14 protein-coding genes and 7 pseudogenes are annotated in these 19,430 nt (G+C 56.5%); 6 read left to right on the forward strand and 15 right to left on the reverse strand.

All coding sequences use genetic code 11. From position 1 onward, the window contains the following. Positions 1-447: 447 nt before the first annotated feature. Entirely contained in the window at positions 448-1,800 is a 1,353-nt protein-coding gene (gene hemN / locus CO657_RS25535; RefSeq protein WP_054185950.1) for an oxygen-independent coproporphyrinogen III oxidase, read from the reverse strand. A gap of 336 nt (positions 1,801-2,136) precedes the next feature. Between hemN and CO657_RS38115 the strand changes: the two genes are divergently transcribed. After that, complete coding sequence (locus CO657_RS38115; protein WP_007637035.1) at positions 2,137-2,268, forward strand: NAD(P) transhydrogenase subunit alpha; 132 nt, start codon at positions 2,137-2,139, stop codon at positions 2,266-2,268. A gap of 43 nt (positions 2,269-2,311) precedes the next feature. Continuing rightward, positions 2,312-2,359: pseudogene (locus CO657_RS38120) on the forward strand (hypothetical protein); the annotation flags it as partial. A 164-nt stretch (positions 2,360-2,523) separates the two neighbouring features. On the opposite strand, the gene CO657_RS25550 reads toward CO657_RS38120, so the two are convergent. From CO657_RS25550 to nifH, 8 genes and pseudogenes are all read right to left on the reverse strand, one after another. After that, positions 2,524-2,979, reverse strand: a complete 456-nt coding sequence (locus CO657_RS25550; RefSeq protein ID WP_054186405.1) for a phasin — start codon at positions 2,977-2,979, stop codon at positions 2,524-2,526. A gap of 869 nt (positions 2,980-3,848) precedes the next feature. Next, the gene (gene fdxB, locus CO657_RS25560; protein ID WP_054186392.1) at positions 3,849-4,166 is read right to left on the reverse strand and encodes a ferredoxin III, nif-specific; all 318 of its coding nucleotides are present in this window, start codon (positions 4,164-4,166) and stop codon (positions 3,849-3,851) included. Further along, positions 4,166-4,366 (reverse strand): CCE_0567 family metalloprotein, encoded by a 201-nt coding sequence (locus tag CO657_RS25565; protein ID WP_054186391.1) that lies wholly within the window; start codon positions 4,364-4,366, stop codon positions 4,166-4,168. Before CO657_RS25565 ends, fdxB begins: the two co-directional genes overlap by 1 nt. 24 nt (positions 4,367-4,390) lie before the next feature. After that, the gene (locus CO657_RS25570) at positions 4,391-4,879 is read right to left on the reverse strand and encodes a NifX-associated nitrogen fixation protein (protein WP_088397325.1); all 489 of its coding nucleotides are present in this window, start codon (positions 4,877-4,879) and stop codon (positions 4,391-4,393) included. Positions 4,880-4,897: 18 nt separating this feature from the next. Next, positions 4,898-5,215 (reverse strand): annotated as a pseudogene (locus CO657_RS25575) (nitrogenase component 1); the annotation flags it as partial. Positions 5,216-5,273: 58 nt separating this feature from the next. After that, positions 5,274-6,815, reverse strand: coding sequence for a nitrogenase molybdenum-iron protein subunit beta (nifK, locus tag CO657_RS25580; protein ID WP_054186339.1), 1,542 nt, complete (start codon positions 6,813-6,815; stop codon positions 5,274-5,276). A 122-nt stretch (positions 6,816-6,937) separates the two neighbouring features. Beyond that, entirely contained in the window at positions 6,938-8,440 is a 1,503-nt protein-coding gene (gene nifD / locus CO657_RS25585) for a nitrogenase molybdenum-iron protein alpha chain (RefSeq protein WP_007636846.1), read from the reverse strand. Positions 8,441-8,546: 106 nt separating this feature from the next. Next, positions 8,547-9,440, reverse strand: a complete 894-nt coding sequence (gene nifH / locus CO657_RS25590; RefSeq protein WP_054186393.1) for a nitrogenase iron protein — start codon at positions 9,438-9,440, stop codon at positions 8,547-8,549. A 464-nt stretch (positions 9,441-9,904) separates the two neighbouring features. Between nifH and CO657_RS36910 the strand changes: the two are divergent. Further along, positions 9,905-10,288 (forward strand): annotated as a pseudogene (locus tag CO657_RS36910) (GDP-mannose 4,6-dehydratase); the annotation flags it as partial. A gap of 744 nt (positions 10,289-11,032) precedes the next feature. Here CO657_RS36910 and nodA read toward each other — a convergent pair. Together nodA and CO657_RS25615 are read right to left on the reverse strand one after the other, a co-directional pair. After that, the gene (nodA, locus tag CO657_RS25610; protein WP_004679687.1) at positions 11,033-11,620 is read right to left on the reverse strand and encodes a nodulation N-acyltransferase NodA; all 588 of its coding nucleotides are present in this window, start codon (positions 11,618-11,620) and stop codon (positions 11,033-11,035) included. Positions 11,621-11,838: 218 nt separating this feature from the next. Then, positions 11,839-12,027, reverse strand: a complete 189-nt coding sequence (locus CO657_RS25615) for a hypothetical protein (protein WP_425349973.1) — start codon at positions 12,025-12,027, stop codon at positions 11,839-11,841. Positions 12,028-12,298: 271 nt separating this feature from the next. On the opposite strand from CO657_RS25615, the pseudogene nodD2 reads away from it, so the two are divergent. Beyond that, positions 12,299-13,241 (forward strand): annotated as a pseudogene (nodD2, locus tag CO657_RS25620) (transcriptional regulator NodD2). Positions 13,242-13,838: 597 nt separating this feature from the next. Here nodD2 and nodD3 read toward each other — a convergent pair. Next, positions 13,839-14,746: pseudogene (gene nodD3 / locus CO657_RS25625) on the reverse strand (transcriptional regulator NodD3). 150 nt (positions 14,747-14,896) lie between these two features. Next, positions 14,897-15,920: pseudogene (locus CO657_RS25630) on the reverse strand (LLM class flavin-dependent oxidoreductase). A 1,443-nt stretch (positions 15,921-17,363) separates the two neighbouring features. Between CO657_RS25630 and CO657_RS25635 the strand changes: the two are divergent. Beyond that, a pseudogene (locus CO657_RS25635) lies at positions 17,364-17,752 on the forward strand (ATP-binding protein); the annotation flags it as partial. Between the two features lie 101 nt (positions 17,753-17,853). Here CO657_RS25635 and CO657_RS25640 read toward each other — a convergent pair. Beyond that, on the reverse strand, positions 17,854-18,210 hold the full coding sequence (locus CO657_RS25640; RefSeq protein WP_128715607.1) for a hypothetical protein: 357 nt from the start codon (positions 18,208-18,210) through the stop codon (positions 17,854-17,856). 784 nt (positions 18,211-18,994) lie between these two features. Between CO657_RS25640 and CO657_RS38300 the strand changes: the two genes are divergently transcribed. Beyond that, complete coding sequence (locus CO657_RS38300) at positions 18,995-19,126, forward strand: nitrogen fixation protein NifQ (protein WP_116275255.1); 132 nt, start codon at positions 18,995-18,997, stop codon at positions 19,124-19,126. 170 nt (positions 19,127-19,296) lie between these two features. Here CO657_RS38300 and CO657_RS25650 read toward each other — a convergent pair whose 3' ends face one another. Beyond that, the gene (locus tag CO657_RS25650; protein ID WP_128715608.1) at positions 19,297-19,419 is read right to left on the reverse strand and encodes a transposase domain-containing protein; all 123 of its coding nucleotides are present in this window, start codon (positions 19,417-19,419) and stop codon (positions 19,297-19,299) included. Positions 19,420-19,430: the final 11 nt, after the last annotated feature.

A 19,430-nucleotide genomic window follows, 5' to 3' on the forward strand; every position in this document is an offset into this window, starting at 1 on the left:
AGCTCACCTCGCGACAAGGCTCCTTCAGGCGCCTGCGCGGCCGCCATAATCGCGATGGGCACATTTCTGCGGACCGGCGCTTGCCGACGCCACCTGAAAGGTTCGACGTCAGTCGCCAACGATATCCTAGACCGCGGCCTGCCGAGATCGAGCTGTATTTCAATGAGCCGAAAAGCTCGACGGTAACGACCTCGACGTCCAGGCGGTAATACGGGCGCGCGCCCATCTGCTTGCGACAGGGCGCCCGATCACCATATTTGTGAGTGCGCCCGCCCTGCTTCACACGAACTTGCGACGTTGATCCTCGTCGACGTGCGGTTGTCGACGGGACTCCTGGGAAGATAACCGCAGGGTCCTCGATCGAGAAACGGGAACTCGATGTCTTCTCGCGCGGCCTTTGATGCGTTTCGTGTCGCCGGAACCGATGCAAACTTCAGGCGACATGCATTAGGCTGCCTTGCTGTGCGTGTGCCCGTGCGAGCCAAAATAGGCGTCGAATGCCGCCGCGACTGCACGGACCATAAAGCGCGCCTCCTCGCATACGACAATCCGTTCACCGCTGATCGTCACGACGCCGTCGGCCATGAGCTCGCCGAGACGGTCGTTGCGCTCGACAAGGAAGCCGGTGTCGAAACCCGACCCGCTGCTCAACTGGCCGAGATCGGCTTCGAAATCGCACATCAGCCTCTCGATGACCCTCGCCCGAAGCTTGTCCTCCTCGCTGAGAAGATATCCCTTGGCGGTCGGCAGCACCCCGAAGGCAATCCGCTCGGCATAGAGGCCGAGAGGCACGTGGTTCTGCATATAGCCGGCCGGCAGCCGCCCGATCGCAGATGCGCCGAGGCCGATCAGGCTATCGCAATCATCCGTGGTATAGCCCTGGAAGTTTCTCCTCAGCGCTCTGTTGCGCGCGGCGAGTGCCAACTGATCGTCCGGCAGTGCAAAATGATCGAGCCCAATGCGCTGATATCCGGCGTTCTGCAGCTCCTCGGCGATCACTTCCGCCTGCTCGTTCCGCTGTTTTGCGTCCGGCAGCGATGCTTCGTCGATCAGGCGCTGATGTTTCTTGAAAGCGGGTATGTGAGCGTAACCGAAAACGGCGAAACGTTCGGGACGCAGTTCTGCAGCCAGCCGGACCGTTTCGATGCAAGATTGGACGGTCTGTTTCGGAAGGCCATAAATCAGGTCGAAGTTGATGCTGCTGACGCCTGCTGAGCGCAACCCGGCGACCGCCCTTTCCGTCTGCTCAAAGGATTGCAGCCGCTTGATACCGGCCTGCACGATCGGATCGAAGCTCTGGACGCCGAGGCTTGCGCGGTCGATACCGTTTTCGCCGAGCGCGTCGATCATGGGGGCGACCAATGTGCGAGGGTCGATCTCGACTGCGACGCCGGCTTTCGCTTCGAATGTGAAGGCGCTCCTGAGCTTTGCCATTAGAGCCGAAAATTCCTGCGGCTTCATGACCGACGGCGTGCCGCCGCCGAAATGCACGTACTTGACGGGCACGTCGTTTCCGGCCGCAAAGGAAACAAGCTCGATCTCCTCCTTCATCACGTCGAGATAGTCGGCGACCGGAGCGTCTTGCCGGGTGATGGTTGTGTGGCAGCCGCAGTACCAGCATATCGAACGGCAGAACGGGACGTGGAGATAAACCGAAACCGGGCCAGCCGCGGCGATATGGGCGAGGTTGCCGACATATTCATCCGGCCCCACGGCGGCTGAAAAAGCCGCCGCCGTGGGGTAGCTCGTATAACGCGGAACCCGCGCATCGCCGTATTTGGCGATCAGATCATCGGACATTTTCGCATCCCTTCCCAAAACAGGATGCTTTATGACCTCCGGCCGCGCCGGCTTCCTTGTCCCAAATCAATGATGACGTCTCAGGCCAGACTCAGCCCGATCTTTGTCCGCTGTGAAAGTCAGCACTTTCGAACCCGCCTAACATCTCGTTCTGACATGGGTCGAGCCGCGATCCCGTCTGTTCGAAGAGACGTGGCACAAGGAAACGAGCAAGAATGACTGATACCGGGTGAAACAACTCAAATTGATGTCCGCGTGGTGTCGCCGGTCGAGCCGCATCCCACGGTCTCGGCACGCTCCATGCGCGGGCCCCCGGCGATATTTTGCTGATCGCCAGTGGAAACTGGTGCCGGCCTAACGGCGGAAATCTCGAACGAAGCCTACCGAAATGCGGAAGTCGTGGTCGTTCCAAGTCCACAGGCCCTCGCCGCGGCCGCCGACGTGATCGTCAAGGTGCGCCCCGACTAATGAGGTCGCCCTGCTGTCGCCTGAAAAGACGCTGATCTCTTTCATCTATCCCGTAGCCAACAACGAGTTGCTCGAGCGGGCTCTGCATTCGGGCGCGAATATGAGCGCCATAGACATGGTCCCGCGCATCAGCCGTGCACAGAAGATGGATGGGAAAGATCGGGGGCTACTGAGCGGTCATCGAAGCGAGTGCGAACTTCAGCTGTTTCTTCACCGGGCCGATCACCGCGCGGTATTTCCAGGCTCTCCTCAGTTTTACGTCGCCTTGAGGTCCGTCAGCACCTTGTCAAAAGCATCCTTGACCGGCTTTGAGATTTCCTCCACCGTCCTGCTTGCGAGTACCCGGAATTCCTTGGCGTGCTGCAAACTTGTCTCAACCCGCTTGCGCAGGAAGGTCGACTGCAGTTCGAGGACCTGCGACGGCGAATTTGCGCTAAGCAAAGCTTGCAGATGCGAGAAGCCGGCCTCGGCGTCGGCCTGCAGTGCAGCGATCGTCTTCCACGACAATTCGTTGCCGAACAGACTTGTCGTTTCGAGGATCGGAGGCAGCATTTTCTGTGTCGCTTCAGCGCCGGACGCAAATTTCAAAAAAGCCTCTGTCACCTGCTTGTTCCCCTTTTCAACGGATGCGCCGAACTGATCTGGCACCTTGAGCGGCGATGACGCCGGGTTTTCGATCGTTTCAAAGGATCTTTCGGAAATCTTGGTCATAGCGTTTTCCTTCTCTTTGAGTTGGTTGCAAGCTGTGACGTCGGGATTGACCCCTTCCGCCGGCGGACTATGCATGGCCGCTTGGTAGAACGTCGGTTCGATGACGAACCGTCATGTGGCCCCCGTTCCGTTCGTTTCATGAACCGCCATCATGCAGACTGCTTTCTGCCGCTTGTAACCAGGATCAGCAAACACCATGCCAACTGCTCAGACGCTCCAAGAAGATGAGTTTCGTTTATCGATGGGCGGATTGATCGGTATTTGGCGGACGAACAAACGTTCTAATCTCGACAATCCGACAATAGGTGTCGGGTGCCCGACATTTGCGAGACATGTGGACAGCTGAGATGGGGACAAGCGAATGAGCATGTAATTCAATCGCGCTCAGGATCGTCCTGTGTCGGATCGTATTGAGCCTGCGGGGTGGAAAGTGACGTTGCGGTCCTCGCCGCAAGTGCCTCCAGCCGCGCACTGGTGTTTGCCTTGACGGTCAGCTTGCGCGAGACATTGCGTGCAAGCGCAGTGCCTTCTTTACACCGGCCGTCATCTGGATAGAAACCGCCGCATCCGCATCCGCGGACCCGGCATGGGACACGAATGTCACCATGTGTGGCGATCCGATCACGGGGCATCTGCCTTGGCAACCGGATAATCGGTTCATCGCCGAAGGCGACGAGACAGCGATCGCCACTTCGCGCTTTTGAAAAAGCTTCACTGAAGAAGCGATGAACTAGCCACCATCGCAACGCTAACTTTGTGGATGGAATGCCACAGGAAGTAACTTCGTTCGTTGGCTTGCGCAGAGTACGAGCAGCAGGAGGCAACAAACCAGATGAAGGCAAAAGCGTTCTCCTGATTTGTTCGCAAGATCACGCAGTAACCTTGTCTGCCGCGAGATGGGTCTGACAGTTCTTCGGGCAGACGCGCGCGCAGGCGCCGCAACCAATGCAGCGGCCGGCCTGGTCGACAACCATGATCATACGATTGAGCTCGCCATCGAAGTCTTCATCCTCGTCGTCGCAGATGCCGAGGATTCCACCCGCTTCATCGACGCCATAGAGGTGCATGACTTCGCGAGAGCAGACTTTGAAGCATCGGCCACAGCCGATGCAGGTTGCAGCATCGATGCAGGTCAGGTACTTCGGCACCCAGCTGGAGCCGTCGCGCGTGACGAAAGAGCCGGTCATCATGAATTCTCCAATGCGGCGAGCTCTTCCTTCGCAGCGTTCAACTCGGCGAAGGCGTCGAACGTCTCTCCAGCAATGGTCTTGATCTTAGCCCAATTAATCGGAAGGTCCTCGGCAAGATCGTGCAACTCCATTTTCGCAGTGGCGGCACGTGACTGCAGCTTACGGACTTTCTTCTGCAGTTCCTCAAGGTCTGACATGATCTCTCTCCTCGAAAACTGATTTCATGATGCCCGCGCAACGTCGGGATAGGTTTCGATAACTGCAATCGCGTCATCGACCATTTTGTTGCCGACCTCGGCGAGCTTGCCAAGCGTCTCAAAGCCGAACCGGTGGACATCGCGCAGGGTCTTCGACAGAACGACCAACCGTCCAGTCGTGAAAAGCACGCGGCCGAAGCCCTCATGGCCGATCGTCATGATCGGCGATGCCAACAGGCCTGTGCACTCTTCGATCACAAGCCCCACGCAACTGTAAAAATTCTGGAGCCTCCACAGCACATCCGGATCGGGATCGCCGATGATCGGGATCTTACGGCGCTGCTCCTTGGTGAGGATGAAGTCGGCCAGCAGGTCAGCGTCCGATTTGCCCTCCCACGCCCCATGGGCATCCTGAGCGCGGATGAGCCTTATGAGGCATCTGAGAAAAGGGGTGGCGAGATCCCCATCCTCCTTGACAGCAGGGCCATCCGTACTTCCTGTCAATGTACCCATGTCCTAGTCCTCCTCATCGAAAGGCTTCTTTTCGGTGGCGCCTGATTCGGTCAGCACCTTGAAGCTCGTTCGCCAGAGCGTTGGACCTGAGGAAGCCGATCCTCGGTTGTCCCAGGAATTGCCCTCACAGCCGAGAGGCCCGTGGATCAGGTGCGCGACGTCGGTGACGGGCTGCAGCACGATCTTGGCGCCATCGAAAGCGCATCCGCCGGCTGCCGCCCCGGGGATCAGCGGCTTCGAGCAGCCGTTCTTACGCGCCTTGGAATCCTTGCTGCGGTTCTTCTCGCAGGCAGGCTCGTCGAAGACATCCTGGACTTTAGCATTGAGCGAGGGCATTGCGGTCTCCAAGTTCAGATGAAGGCGGCCGGCCTCGCAAGGCCGACCGCCGCCGCTCCTAGCGGGTCAGGTCGTAAGAATAGTCCGTCACACCCGGCTCGCTCGTCTCGCGATCGAGCTTGTCGAAGATCTTGTCGAGGATCGTCGTCACGACGCGCAGGCCGCCCTGGTAGCCCATGAGCGGGAAACGGTGGTGATGGTGCCGGTCGAATATCGGAAAGCTCAGCCGGATCAATGGGGTGCCGGTGTCGCGCTCAAGATACTTGCCATAGGAATTGCCGATCATAAGATCTACCGGCTCGGTAAAGAGCAGCGAGCGCAACGCCCACAGGTCCTTGCCCGCCCAGACCTGGGAAGCCTTGCCGAAGGGCGAGGATGCGAGCAACGCCTTCATCTCGGCTTCCCAGGCCGACGTGCCGTTGGTAGCAAGGCAGTGGGTCGGCTCACCGCCGGTTTCCAAGACAAACCGGGCAACAGCGTAGACGAAGTCAGGATCGCCGTAGATCGCGTATTTCTTCCCGTGCAGCCAGGCCTGGCTATCTGCCATAGCGTCGACGAGACGGCCGCGCTCCAGGCCGAGTGCCGGAGGAATTTCCTTGCCGGTAATCTCCGAGACCTTCATCAGGAATTCGTCGGTCGCCTGGACACCCAGCGGATAATGGAACGAGGCCGTAGCCTGACCGACCTCCTTGCAATATTCCAGCGTTTTGCGCGTGCTATAGTGCTGCAGCGACAGGGTCGCTTCGGCGTTCAACGCCGTTTTCACGTCTTCGATCTTCGTGCCGCCGTCATACATGCGGTACGTACCGTCAGACGGCGTGTCGAACTGGTCGGAGGCATCCTGGATGAAGATGTAGGATACGCCCATCATGTCGAGCAGGCGCTTCAGTTCGCGGTTGTTGCCGACGCAGAAGCCGTCGAAGCCGGGAATGATGTTGATGGCTTGGGCAACCTCCTTCCGCTCGTTGCCTTTCCAGAAGTTCTCCAGAATGCCCTTGATCATGCCGTCATAGCCATCGACGTGGCTGCCGACGAAGGCAGGTGTGTGAGCGAAAGGAACATCGAAGTCGTGCGGGACCGACCCTTCGTTCTTTGCGTTTTCGATGAAGCTGTGAAGGTCGTCTCCAATGACTTCGGCCATGCAGGTGGTCGAGACGGCGATCATCTTCGGATCGTAGAGCTTGTATGTATTGGCGAGCCCGTCGACCATGTTCTTCAACCCGCCGAACACCGCCGCGTCCTCCGTCATCGAGGACGAGACCGCCGATGAAGGCTCCTTGAAGTGACGCGACAGATGCGAACGGTAATAGGCGACGCAGCCCTGGCTGCCGTGGACGAAGGACATCGTTTGCTCAAAGCCTGCGGCTGCGAAGACGGCACCGAGCGGCTGGCAGGCTTTGGCCGGGTTCACGACCAGGGCTTTGCGGCCCAGGTTCTTTTCGCGATACTCCCAGGTCTTCGTGAAGTCGTTTTGATCGGCAACGACCTGATCCGGGTGGGGGCATTCGAAATTGGCTTTCTTCTCGGCGAGCATCTGCCTGTATTCCGGCTCGCGGAACAGGGGAGCATGATCGAGAACTTTTTCCGCCGACTGCGGCATAGTAAGCACCTTTCTTTTCATCGCGCCGCACCGGTGGCGGCAATGGGATGTCATCTGTCACGAGTGCGGATCAAGGCCGATGGAAGGGCCTGGCCTGCCCCTTCCCAAGACAGGCCAAGCTCTCATTCGGCCGCAACCGCCTCAGCTGGCGCGGCCTTTTTTTTCCAGGGGACGTCGTAGAGATCCCACACCGGATTATTGATGGCCAGATCCATGTCGCGGGCGAATATGGCAAAGCCGTCATAGCCGTGATAGGGGCCCGAATAATCCCAGGAGTGCATCTGGCGGAAGGGGATGCCCATCTTCTGCACCGGATACTTCTCTTTGATGCCGGACCCAACAAGGTCGGGGCGGATGCCTTCGATGAACTTTTCCAGCTCGTAACCGGTCACGTCGTCATAGATCAGCGTACCCTTGTTCACATAATGGCCGGTGCGCTGATAGTCGTCGTTGTGGGCGAACTCGTAGCCGGTGCCGACGATCCGCATGCCGAGGTCCTCATAGGCCGTGATGACGTGGCGAGGACGCAGGCCGCCGACATAGAGCATCACCGTCTTGCCTTCGAGGCGCGGCCGGTACTTGTCGACGACAGCATCGACCAGGGGCCGGTACTTGGTGATGACAGCCTCGGTCTTGTCGACGATTTCCGGACCGAAGTGCTTGGCTATTTCGCGCAGGGAGGTTTCGATCTGGGACGGACCAAAGAAATTGTATTCCATCCACGGGATGCCGTACTTTTCCTCCATGTGCCGACAGATGTAGTTCATCGAGCGGTAGCAGTGGATGAGGTTGAGCTTGGCCTTTGGCGCGCGCTCGACCTCAGCGAGCGTGGCATCACCCGACCAGTTGCCGACCACGCGCAGCCCCACCTCCTCCAATAGAATGCGCGTAGCCCACGCGTCGCCACCGATATTGTAGTCGCCGACGACGTTGACGTCATAAGGGCCGGTCTCGAACTCGACTTCGTTCTTGTCGAAAACCCAGTCACGGATGGCGTCGTTGGCGATGTGGTGGCCGAGCGATTGCGAGACGCCGCGGAAGCCCTCGCAGCGCACCGGCACGATCGTCTTTTCGTGCTCCTTGGCCTTCTTGCGCGACACCGCTTCAATGTCGTCGCCAATCAGCCCGATCGGGCATTCCGACTGCACGCTGATGCCGTTGTTGAGGGGGAAAAGCGCCTCGATCTCGTCGATGACCTGTTCAAGCTTCTTGTCGCCGCCGAACACGATGTCCTTTTCCTGGAAGTCTGAGGTGAACTGCAGCGTCACGAACGTGTCGATGCCCGTCAGGCCGACGTAGTAGTTGCGGCGTTGCGACCAGGAATAATGACCGCAACCGACCGGCCCGTGCGAGATGTGGACCATGTCCTTGACCGGCCCCCATACCACGCCTTTGGAGCCGGCATAGGCGCAGCCGCGGATCGTCATCACGCCCGGAATGGACTTGATGTTTGATTTGACGTCGCATTCGGAAAGCGCCTTCGGCTCATCGCCAGGCTCGTCGCCGCTCGTTGCGACGCTGAGGTGCTTCTTGCGGCGCTTTGCCGCCTTGTCTGGATATTGCGCTAACACTTCCGCAATGAGCTTTTCATGCAAAACGCTGTCATTCTCGTAATCAAGGCTCATGGGCCCCTGCCCCTTTCAAGGTTCGGGTTATGTCGTCGTCGACGAAGCGTCTTTCGTGGAAGGACGCGCTGGCTCAAGGGCCAGCGCGTCCTGTCGACAGCGGCAGTTATTGAGCCGCAGCCACCGCTGACTCCTTGGCCTGTAGTTCGGCCAGCATCTGCTCGTCGCTCTTCATGATGCCGAAGTCGAGCAGCATGTCTTCGAGCTCTTCCATGGTAATCGGGGTCGGAATGGTCCCTTGGCCCGAATTGGCATGGATCTTCTCGGCTAGCGCCCGATATTCCCCGGCCTGCTTGGAGTCCGGCGCGTACTGGATCACCGTCATCTTCCTGAGCTCGGCGTGCTGGACGATGTTGTCACGCGGCACAAAGTGGATGAGCTTGGAATTGAGCCTGGCAGCCAGCGCCTCGGAGAGGTCGAGCTCGCGGTCCGTCTGGCGCTCGTTACAGATCAGGCCGCCGAGCCGCACGCCGCCGGAATGGGCATATTTCAGGATGCCCTTGGCGATGTTGTTGGCGGCATAGAGCGCCATCATCTCGCCGGACATCACGATGTAGATCTCCTGGGCCTTGTTCTCACGGATCGGCATCGCGAAACCACCGCACACCACATCGCCAAGCACGTCATAGGAGACGTAGTCGACATCGTCATAAGCGCCGTTCTCCTCGAGGAAATTGATCGAGGTGATGACGCCGCGCCCGGCGCAGCCGACGCCCGGTTCCGGACCGCCGGACTCCACACACTTGATGCCCTTGTAGCCGGCCTTGAGCACGTCCTCGAGCTCAAGATCTTCCACCGAACCTTCCTGTGCTGCCAGATGCAGAACCGTGTCCTGTGCTTTGGCGTTCAGGATCAGCCGGGTGGAGTCGGCTTTCGGGTCGCATCCGACGATCAGGATCTTCTGCCCGAGGTCGACAAGCGCTGCGAGCGTATTTTGGGAGGTGGTGGACTTGCCGATCCCCCCTTTGCCGTAAAATGCGATTTGACGCAAATCTGACATATCGCCTTCCTTCTTTCGTTCCATCCATCGCTGAGTAAAAGGCCGGCAGCTCGCGCCGCCTCCCAGGGCAATCTTCAAAACCCGTGCCATGTGGGCCGATCGAGCCGAAGGAAAGATCTTTTTGTTGGGTTTCAGGAAGTTAGCCCGAGCCAGCACAGGAAACTGGCCAACCAACCCTAATGTCGCCGACAAGACAAAGCCGACAGACGGTGTCGTAAGGGCATCACTTGCACCGCTAGGGCGACCGCGCGGCAGGGCGACCGCGACTATCAGCAGGATCAAACGAAGCTCCGAAAACTGGAGACAATCGCACATCCCTGTAGCCAAGAGAGAAATGGCGTATCGCACGGGCGACGCTGCAAGCGCCCAGGTGATAGAGCTTTGCCTTGTGGCTGAACAAGCCAACTTCGATCGCGCAGGCCCGCAGCGCCCGACAGCTGGCCAAAAACAGCGCCAGGAGCTGCGACTGGGGCCACGCACGTGAGTATGTCGAGGGCATGTGGCGCATGTTGCAGCAGGACAAGCCGGATGGCCACGTCTTGGCGACCGGCGAGACGACGAGTGTCCGCCAATTTCACGAGCGGGCTTTTGCCGACGTGGACATTGCTTTGGAATGGAAGGCGTCAGGCGTCGACGAAATGGCTACGACTCCGCGTCCGGTGCCTGCCTTGTGGAAGGCGATCCTCGATACCTCCGCCCGACGGAAGTCGATCTTCTGCCGGTGATCCGACCAAGGCCCGCCAGAAGCTGGGCTGGCAACACAAGAACCCGGTTCGGAAGCTCGTCGCCGAGAAGGTGCGCGAGGTGTCAAGCACTGGAAGGCCCTGAACAGTCGGGAAGAGCTCTAAGTGTACGACTTGTCCAACAAGAAGATCTGGGTTGTCGGCCATCGCAGTATGGTCGGCAGTGCGCTTGTGCGCAGGCTCCGATGCCGTGCTCTGCGGCAGCCAGTATTTGCTGAGCGGTTTGACGATCTGCTGCCGCCCTATGACAGACGGACGCCTCGAGCATGTCGTTCACCAGTTGGCGCTTGGAGGACGCCCGGCGGCGCGGTTTGCCCAGCGGCTGATGCTTCCGTTAGAGACGACACCTTGCTCTGTGTCATCCGCAGACAAGGAACCGCCATCGACCCCGCCCTCGGTGATTGGTATCGACGACAAGCCGTGGCGGCGCAAGCACCACTACGGCACGAGGTGAATAATTCTCCATGTCGCATCGACGGTGAAAGCTATTCCGATGATCCCCTGATAGCAACAATCTGGACTTTGCGTTTGTCCATGTTCTTTGGCGGGAGAATGACATTGAACCGCGAAGCGCCTGCCCACAGTATCCGTGCACAGGTGTGACTACGTCGCGATTGCCAGAACGATCGCAGACAAGGTAGTCGCATCGCCTGCGAGGCTTCGGGGCATATGTCCCTGATAGTCCCGCTTGTCTCGAATATCTCACGCTTGACGTCTAAGCGTTCGCAGATCGAAAGGTCGGGATGTGTCATCGTGTGGGTCGGTCCGTCATCGAGGGTTAGATAGACGCACCGATCACTGGGCCGCCACCGTCTCTTCGGATAACTTCACCTATGGGACCATGCTCTTTCATAGCTCAGGGCCATTCCGCTCGATCAAGGTCCCCGATGGCCAGTCACTCATTGAGCATCCTATTGGGAATACTACCAGAATTACGTTTTCACAGCGCGTCGGCGGGAGGTTGAGATAAACATCGGCAAGGGTGGATCGCACGCGTACCCCTTCCAAAACAGTCGCAAGACCATTTCGGCAGAGCCTGAGAACAAGGTTGCGCAACGCCTGCCGAACACCGCCGAACGCAAACCGAACGCCAAGTTGCTGCAGCACTGGGTAAACAATGCGCATTGAATTGATGCCGTACCCCTCAAGATCTGGACGCACGCCCCACAATCCAAGCTCGCATACGAGTAGATCGACCTCGCCAACCCGAACGAAACGACGCAACAACCCCATATGAGCGGCCACACCGTGCGCATCATAGCCTATTACGCGAAGCTCGGGCCTAGCTCCTGACCAACTACGAGCACCTTCGAATGGAAGGGCGTTGTAAGCGCCAGTTGGCCCATAGGTCTTCCGAAAGAAATCTGCGAGCTCCGTGTGGTCAGAGAGCTCCAACTCGTTTTCCCAGCACACTTTCCACCGCACCTGAGGGCTCATACCTAAACCTCCACTTAATACTCTGTCCAGGCGTCGACAGAGCAACTACTTGATACGCACTGTTTGAGCGCTTCTAATGGCACCGGTATAAGCAAGTGAAATCATTTGTTTGGATGGAACTCATCCGTCCAATGGATGCGTTCCGATCTGCCGTCGGCTGCCGACGGCCAGATGAAGCGGCCGCGCTCCAACTTCTTCGTGAACATGTCGGCTCTTCCTCAAGCGCCTTCAGGCGCGTTGATCTTTTCATCACAGATTACTGGCACGCCACCAATATCTTGAGCCGGCTCCAAACAGAAGGAGCCCCGCCCGTCGATAGCCAGCGTGCGGCTCATCCGTTGCGCATAGCGCCCGACCGCCGCGAGCGACCAATCACCAAAGCCCTCCGGTGTCGCGATATGATGCACCTACTTCCGCCCATTCCGTTCACTAGCGTTCCGAATGTCATGTCGCTCAGTGACGCCGCTCCACATCGCCTATTGCTAAGGCGCCTTTCCATACTTAAATTAGACTATCTGCAACTATAACGTCTATCGTAACTATGAACGCTACTTAATAGATCGTCAAACTAACCTAAGCCTTTTTGACGAACCTTCATTGGATCTACGCTGGAAGGTTCTGTACTGGAAAAATTGATTGTTTGGATATAAAATATCCGTTGTTTGGATGTGACTAAAGATGCGTTTCAAGGGTCTTGATCTAAACCTGCTCGTTGCACTGGACGCGCTCACGACCGAGCGCAACCTAACGGCTGCCGCACGTAGTATCAATCTAAGTCAGCCAGCATGAGTGCCGCCATTGGCAGGCTGCGGGACTATTTCCGCGACGAATTGTTTACAATGAATGGTCGAGAACTTCGGCTGACGCCACGTGCCGAAGGACTTGCCTCGGCAGTGCGCGAAACTCTCTTGCAAGTACAATGCTCAATCATCTCTTGGGAGCCATTTAACCCGTCGAAGTCTGACAGATGCTTTAGAATAGTTCTGTCCGATTTCATGATGCTGATATACTTCAATAAGATCATTGAGCGCGTTGCTCGAGAAGCGCCCGCAGTCAGCTTCGAGTTGCTGCCTTTAGATAGTGATCCGTACGAAATGCTTAGCCGCGGTGACGTCGATTTCCTCATCCTGCCTGAATTTTTTCTCTCGGGCGCACATCCGAGCGCAAAGCTGTTCACAGAGAAATTTGTATGTGTAGCCTGTTCGACAAATGTGGACCTACCTTCAGCGCTGACGATTGAGCAATATGTTTCCATGGGACACGTCGCTGCCGCGTTTGGGCGCTTTTTGAAGCCATCGGTCGAGGGCTGGTTCTTGCTCGAGAATGGGATTCAGAGGCGGGTGGAGGTCGTCGTGCAAGGGTTTAGCTTAATACATCAGTCCTGCGTGGCACGAAACGCATAGCTAACCTACCGCTTCGCTTAGTCGAGCATTACGAAAGTACTTTCCCTTTGCGGATCATCAACCTTCCGTTACCGCTTCCCGTCTTCACCGAAGCTGTTCAATGGCCAGCGCTACATAATGCCGATCCAGGGAGCATCTGGTTTAGGGAGATATTGGTTGAGGAAGCTTCCCATATGATTTCCTCCAACGCACCTAAAATACATGGCTCGCTGCAATAATCCGGTTCCTGACGGAGGTTCCTGCTTGAGTACGATCTGCCGAGTCCGAACAAGTTCAACTAACGCGGAGAATTCGCGGCCGAGGCCGAAGGAGAGCATGTGGTATTTAGATCCGTCATGATACTGCACCCACCAAACAGGCGTTTCAGAGCCCAAGCGCATGAAAATTCACATTGGAGCGCTCGCATTGGATCGCTGAAGAAGCCGCGGTTAGAAAGGCTGCTATCATAATCTAGTTCAGAATTCGAGATTGAATCCCCTGTGAAGCGGTTAAACGTGAACACTGGCCACATTCCCGAGGCCTCCGTCCCTGCTTGCGTAGGAGCAGCGTCGGAGCTTAGCAGATGCACCAAAAACCATCAGAAACGAACAATACCAGCAATTGTGGTCCCCCAGCACCCTTCGCTTTGCCGCCGAAGGTGCTAGACCGCAGGTCGCGCAATCGTCCGAAGGGCGGCCGACCGGCGACGGACTGGCGCTCAGCTTCGTCGATAAAATGGCCTGCGGGTCAGTCGCAGGTGGTGCCGTCTTCAGCTAATCGGCTACGTCGCGGGTCGATCGATCCAACGCAGCCCAGCTTCCCAGGTTTCAAGATGGTCACGGCAATCGCGCTGCCTCCTGAACCATTATATCTCGCATCCAGATATTCGCCGGATCTTTGTCTTGAAGTACCGGCCATTGGACCGCCTCGGTGAATGTCGGCAGCGTTATCGGGGGCGCAGTCATCCGCAATGGTATCTTCTCCTCAAAAAGCCCAACTAATCGTAATGGAATGGTTGCGATGCGATCAGTGCCCATCAGGGCGGCGGGGATCATGCTAAGCTTGAAACAACGACTTCGACCCGCCTCTTGAGGCCATGCTCCTGCAAGAAGCAATCTTCTATGGTAGGCTGCTGCGTCCGACCGAACCTAACTACCGCGTGCCCCATCGATGAATACTCCTCGGCAGTAAGGGCTTCCTCAAGTTGTTTGTTATTACTGCAGCCGACGCAAGTCAGTCGTTCCTGAAATAGATCTATCTTAGGGTGCGCGCTCGACATGAATAACGGTGGGCTAATAAGGAAGTCTACGTCGCCGCGTCGCAAGAGCTCGTCTGGATTGTCAGTAAGAGGCAGCAAGTCAAAGCTAATGCCGGGCGCCTCCCGCGCAAGACGCTCCAGTATCTTCTGAAAAAGAACAACTGTAACGAAATCGCACAAGCTTACTCTGAAATGACGATCTGATTGATCAGGAGTAAATTTATCCCAGGATATGATGTTGAGCCGAATATGCTGTAAAGCTTCACGAATCGCAGGCGCGAGGTCTTCCGCACGCGGCGTTGGAACAAATTCACGACCACGCATCGTAAAAAGTTCATCGCGGAAATAGGAGCGGAGCCGTCGGACGGCTGCACTCATTGCGGGCTGGCTCAGATTGATGCTACGTGCCGCCGCAGTAAGGTTGCGCTCAATCATTAGTGCATCGAGCGCGACAAGGAGGTTGAGATCGAGGCCCTTAAATCGCATATCTTTTAACTATCCAATAATGCAGCCTTTCCACAATGGTTGTTCCTACGGCGATGGCTGAATTCGCCTTTGCGCTCCTCAACCGATTTGAGGGCGCGGCCACAGAGACCTAATCTCTGTGCTCGGAAAGCAACCTGAGGCCAGTCCAGATTAAGCCATAACTCCAGAGTGAACGCTCGTTGCAGTGTAATAGGAAGCTTCCAATGGCAAATCGCCAAACGCCAGTTGGCAAAGAAGATAATTAGCACCTGCTTCCTCGACATGATCGAGAAGATCTTGCCTAACTGACGCCGCAGTACCAACTACGCACAACTGACAGTCTACTGCTGCATCAAAATCTGGCGGGAGGTTCTGAGGAGTCTGTATCCCGTTTAACTCGTACAGAAACTTAAAGCTCCGAAGCCACCGTTGATAAGCAGGGGCCGCGAGCGAAATGGCATGCTTCGTCGTGCTGCCGGCCACCACCATTCGGACCAACCCAAGGAATGGCGCCCGTTTCCTGCCCCGGCGGTATGTCTCTCGTGTGCTCGATAGGCATCAGTGATCTGGCGAACAGCAGAAGCTGGGCCGCCGCAGGCAAGATTTGTATCGTTCTCAGCCGCCCACCGCGCAACCTCAGGACGACTGGTTGTAATCCATGTCGGAGGCTGAGGACGTTGGTGTGGCCTCAACATCAACGGGACTTTGTCGAGTTCAAAGTGGTCGCCTTTATAGGAAAGAGCTTGGGTTCCTCCCTTCATCGCTTGGATGACGATCTCGCTGGCTTCGAGATAGCGCGATGTCGCCACCTCCTCCTCAATACCGAAAAAGCCCCATTCGATTGGTAAGGAGCCGCGTCCCATGCCCAACTCGAGCCTGCCACCACTCAGATGATCCAGCATGCAAATTTCTTCAAACGCACGTATCGGATGATAAAGGTTCAATAGCATAACCAACGGACCGAGACGAAGATGCTGCGTGCGCTGAGCTACGCCTGCTAGAAATAGATTCGGCGAAGGTCCCCTACCATGGGGGTACAGTGGTGCTCTGCGACGTGATATCCATAAAAGCCAAGGCGATCGCAAACCTCTGCCAACTTCATGCGATCTTCATATTGGCGCGCAATCTCTCTGCCGTCTTCGTCCAAATGGTCGAAAATGCCAACCATCAGCTTTGCGGGAAGAGAGTTTGTCATCTGAATGTCTCCAAGTTTGGCGGCGAGTTTTCGGTGGCCAGGACCGGAGGGTGGCCCCGATGTCTTTCGCCAGGAATTATTCGCCGTTCTTAAGTTTACACTGAATTATCTTATGGTTACGGCGGCGCCGGAAAATCTATCCGAAGCCCGTTGCGCTAGGTGGTTTGAGGGTCTGGCAGGAATTGGAGGCCGCACCTCCAGAGCCGATAATTGTTGGGGGCTTCGAGTTTATTGAACCTGCTCAGCTTTCACCCCCTAGACCAGGACGCCACCCGCTTCATCTACCGTTACGAGCATGCGATTGCTGGCGACGGCTCTCGTGTCCGCAATCAGGTGGCTGCTCCAAGAATGCAGTCTACAGTTTCATCAATGGATTTATCTGCGTTGCCGTACCGATAACGCATATGGAATGGCAAAGAGCTTCGTTCGGAAACATTGCCAGTATAAATTTCTCCGTTCTAATTCCCTTTTCCAAAACCTTCCATTTTTACCCGCCCGGGCCCTGAAAAGTGCGAAGTTAATTTCGAAAGGGTGATCGAAAGCCCCGCTCCGAAAGCGCCAGGCTCACTACCTCACCCATACTTAACATCCTTGCGGTTCTCTTCGTAAAGCCGTTGGCTCTGAAACCGATGCTGACGCCGATGAGCTGAACATAATGCTCACGCTGAAATGATATTGGATCCTTCACATTCCCTGTATGACTTCGCGGCGAGTAACACCCCATCTCGCATACCCACAGCTCCGTTCACTTTTGAGAACCCAAGGATTGGGAAGTTCGATTAGTGGTTGTTCAGCTTTTGTGGCGACCCGAACGGGTTATGGCTGGTATTCGGTGTAATGCGACGAGGCTCTTGCAGTAGGCGAAGAAAGGACCCAGAGCTATGTCTCCGCACTTGATTGGCAGACGAGAGTGCGTTCTGCATTTCCACGTTGGCCATATTCGTCTCCATTTATCGGCCAGGTCTGTGACCTAGCCCTCGGCTGCTCTCCGGTGGAGCAACATCATGGTATCCCCAATTCATAGTCGAGGTGTTTAATAACATCCCACGGCTTCGTAAAATTAATTGTTTGTATGGCATTGATCCACCAGGTGAATAACCCGGGATATCCACCTTCAAAGGGTTGCTCAAACGTCAACGCTTCTTGCCACGTCTGACCCAGGGCACAACAGCGCTCGCCCCGATGTTCAGAAGGCGTCTAAGCGTTCGATGCCATTTTGGATGTTCGGCCGAACCGTTGCTTTCCTTCGGTCGATCGAAGTGGCGTAAGGCCGACCCGGGCGAAATCACGGTCCCTTCTGAGGTGGAAGGATCAGGAGCCAGTGCGGTTGTATGTCCCTGCATTTCCAGATCTTAGCTTTATAGGATGAAAGGTGTTACGATTGGGGAGATGAGGAGACGCCGCGTAGGGGCTGGCAGATCAGACTCTATAGATCGCTTCATGGACTTGATGCGCGGCCGTTTCTTCAATGTCATCGATCTGGTCAACCGGTTGGAACCGGAAACCCGTGACGACAAGCAAGGCGGATAGTCGACTACCTCACACGCCTCGACTTCATCACCCTCGATGAGATCGGCTATCTGCCGTTCGCGAAGGACGGAGGCCCGCTCCTGTTCCATCTTATCCGCAGGCTTTACGAGCGCACCTCGATCCTCGTCACCGGCGAACATGGCCTTCGGTGAACGGCCCGTCGGCGTTCGGTGATGCCAAGATGACGACAGCACTGCTCGATTGGTTGACTCACCATTGTAGAAATTGGGAAAGAGTCCTGGCGCTTCGAAAACCGCTTCAAAGCTAAAGTCGGGATCCCTACACCCGCACTTGGCCCATAGCCATTAACTAATTCAGAACCATTTGAAATGGAGAATGCGTACTGATTCAGCGCCAGTGATACGAGTGGAGAAGCTAGCGGTGGCCAAGTTGGCAAAGCTAGTTAGGTACTGTCAGGCGGCGAGAAGAAGCAGTTCACGTCGTTTTCAGTCGGGTGAAGGCAGATATGATACCGGCCATCTCCGGAAGGGATTTCGTCCCCATACGGAATGAAGAAAAGATGTGGTTTTGTCGCGAGGTGGTGGTCGCCCGCATGCAGTAAGACGGAAAAACCGCGGGCCCCTCTACGAATGTTCTGAGTCGGAATGGACTGACAATCTCCACTCAAACCGTGGGCCTTGCAGCACGCCGGAGGATAGGTCCAGCCGCTCTTCGCTTGATGGGCGTCGGTTGGAACGATAGTACAGACGGAGATCGCCCCAAGTGTGATCAGCAACACTGTTGATGTGGCGAGTGTCATTGCATACCTCCTTAGAGGCAGCCCCTCGAAAAAACGCCGGGAGGTTGCGCACTGATTGCCAAGAACGCGCGTCTTTTCGATACCTCGTCGTTTTTGTCACGGACACTTCCGGGTCAGAAACGCCTGCGCCTCTAGGACCATCGCCATGGTGCGTAGAGGCACATAGAGGCGAGTGAGCATCGGCGCCATTAGGATACTGCTCCGCTGCCTGGAAGTGAAGCCAATCTTCTGCCGCGCCGACCGCACGAATGGTACCTCCGGGCTCCGCCGCGGCGAAGGCATCCTGCTGAGCTCCATAGCACCCGATCGGGGTGAGCAGGAGTGGAGCTTCCGAAAAATTCGCGTTGCAAAGCGACGCTCTGAAGCGGTGGCTGTCTCACTACCCCCTTCTGAAGGGCGAAATTGACTTCGATCAGTATGTCATCACTTGCGTACTTTCGCGGGCACTGGAGGAGGTTGAGGCCGGCGAGGCGACGGCTACGGAGGTGCCGGATTTCGCAGATTGAACTCCGAGATGCGCTATCCAACCACGCTTACTTTGTCATTTGCCGTTGAAAACGTGCGGGATGCAGAGGTTGGCGTCGACAAGGACTGTTGCATGGTCTGTTGCTGAATTACGCCCGGCCGCACGAGCTCATCAGCAGCCTATTTGCCAAAGTTATTGCGCTTCGCGCTTGCGAGATGATGACCTATGGAAGGAGTTCGGCCTCACGACCCGGGCGAACGAACCAGATTGGTCGCCAATCATTCCCCCAGCTCGCTGCTGAGAACACCCACAATATGAGTGGAAGAAAACCTCTACCACCAAATCTGTCAATCTGCAGGTTTCATTCTGTGCTCCCCTCCGAATTACCAACAATGCGAGGAATTCCAGAGCTGCTTTCGTTCCGACGAGTATGACACGGAACCGACGTAGCTACATAAGGCATAAAAGCCATGCGTCGCGTCCCTCGGTCAAAAATCCAATCAGCTATTGATGAAGTTTTCTTACCTGACTCACTGCCGGGCATTGATCAGGAGAAACGACTAGAATTGTCTAAGCTGTCGAAGGAAGAGCGGTTAACAATGGAGTCGCACTGTAAGCGGTTAGCTGATGGCGTCAGGCCTGAAGTTCCACGGCATAAGCGCCTCGAGCTCGGATACCGGCCAGCCTTGAGCGATGCGGGTCAATGTCTGGGAGAGCCAGTCGAGCGGATCGACGTTGTTCATCTTGGCTGTCT

The sequence above is a fragment of the Rhizobium acidisoli genome (assembly GCF_002531755.2).
Classification (GTDB): Bacteria; Pseudomonadota; Alphaproteobacteria; order Rhizobiales; family Rhizobiaceae; genus Rhizobium; species Rhizobium acidisoli.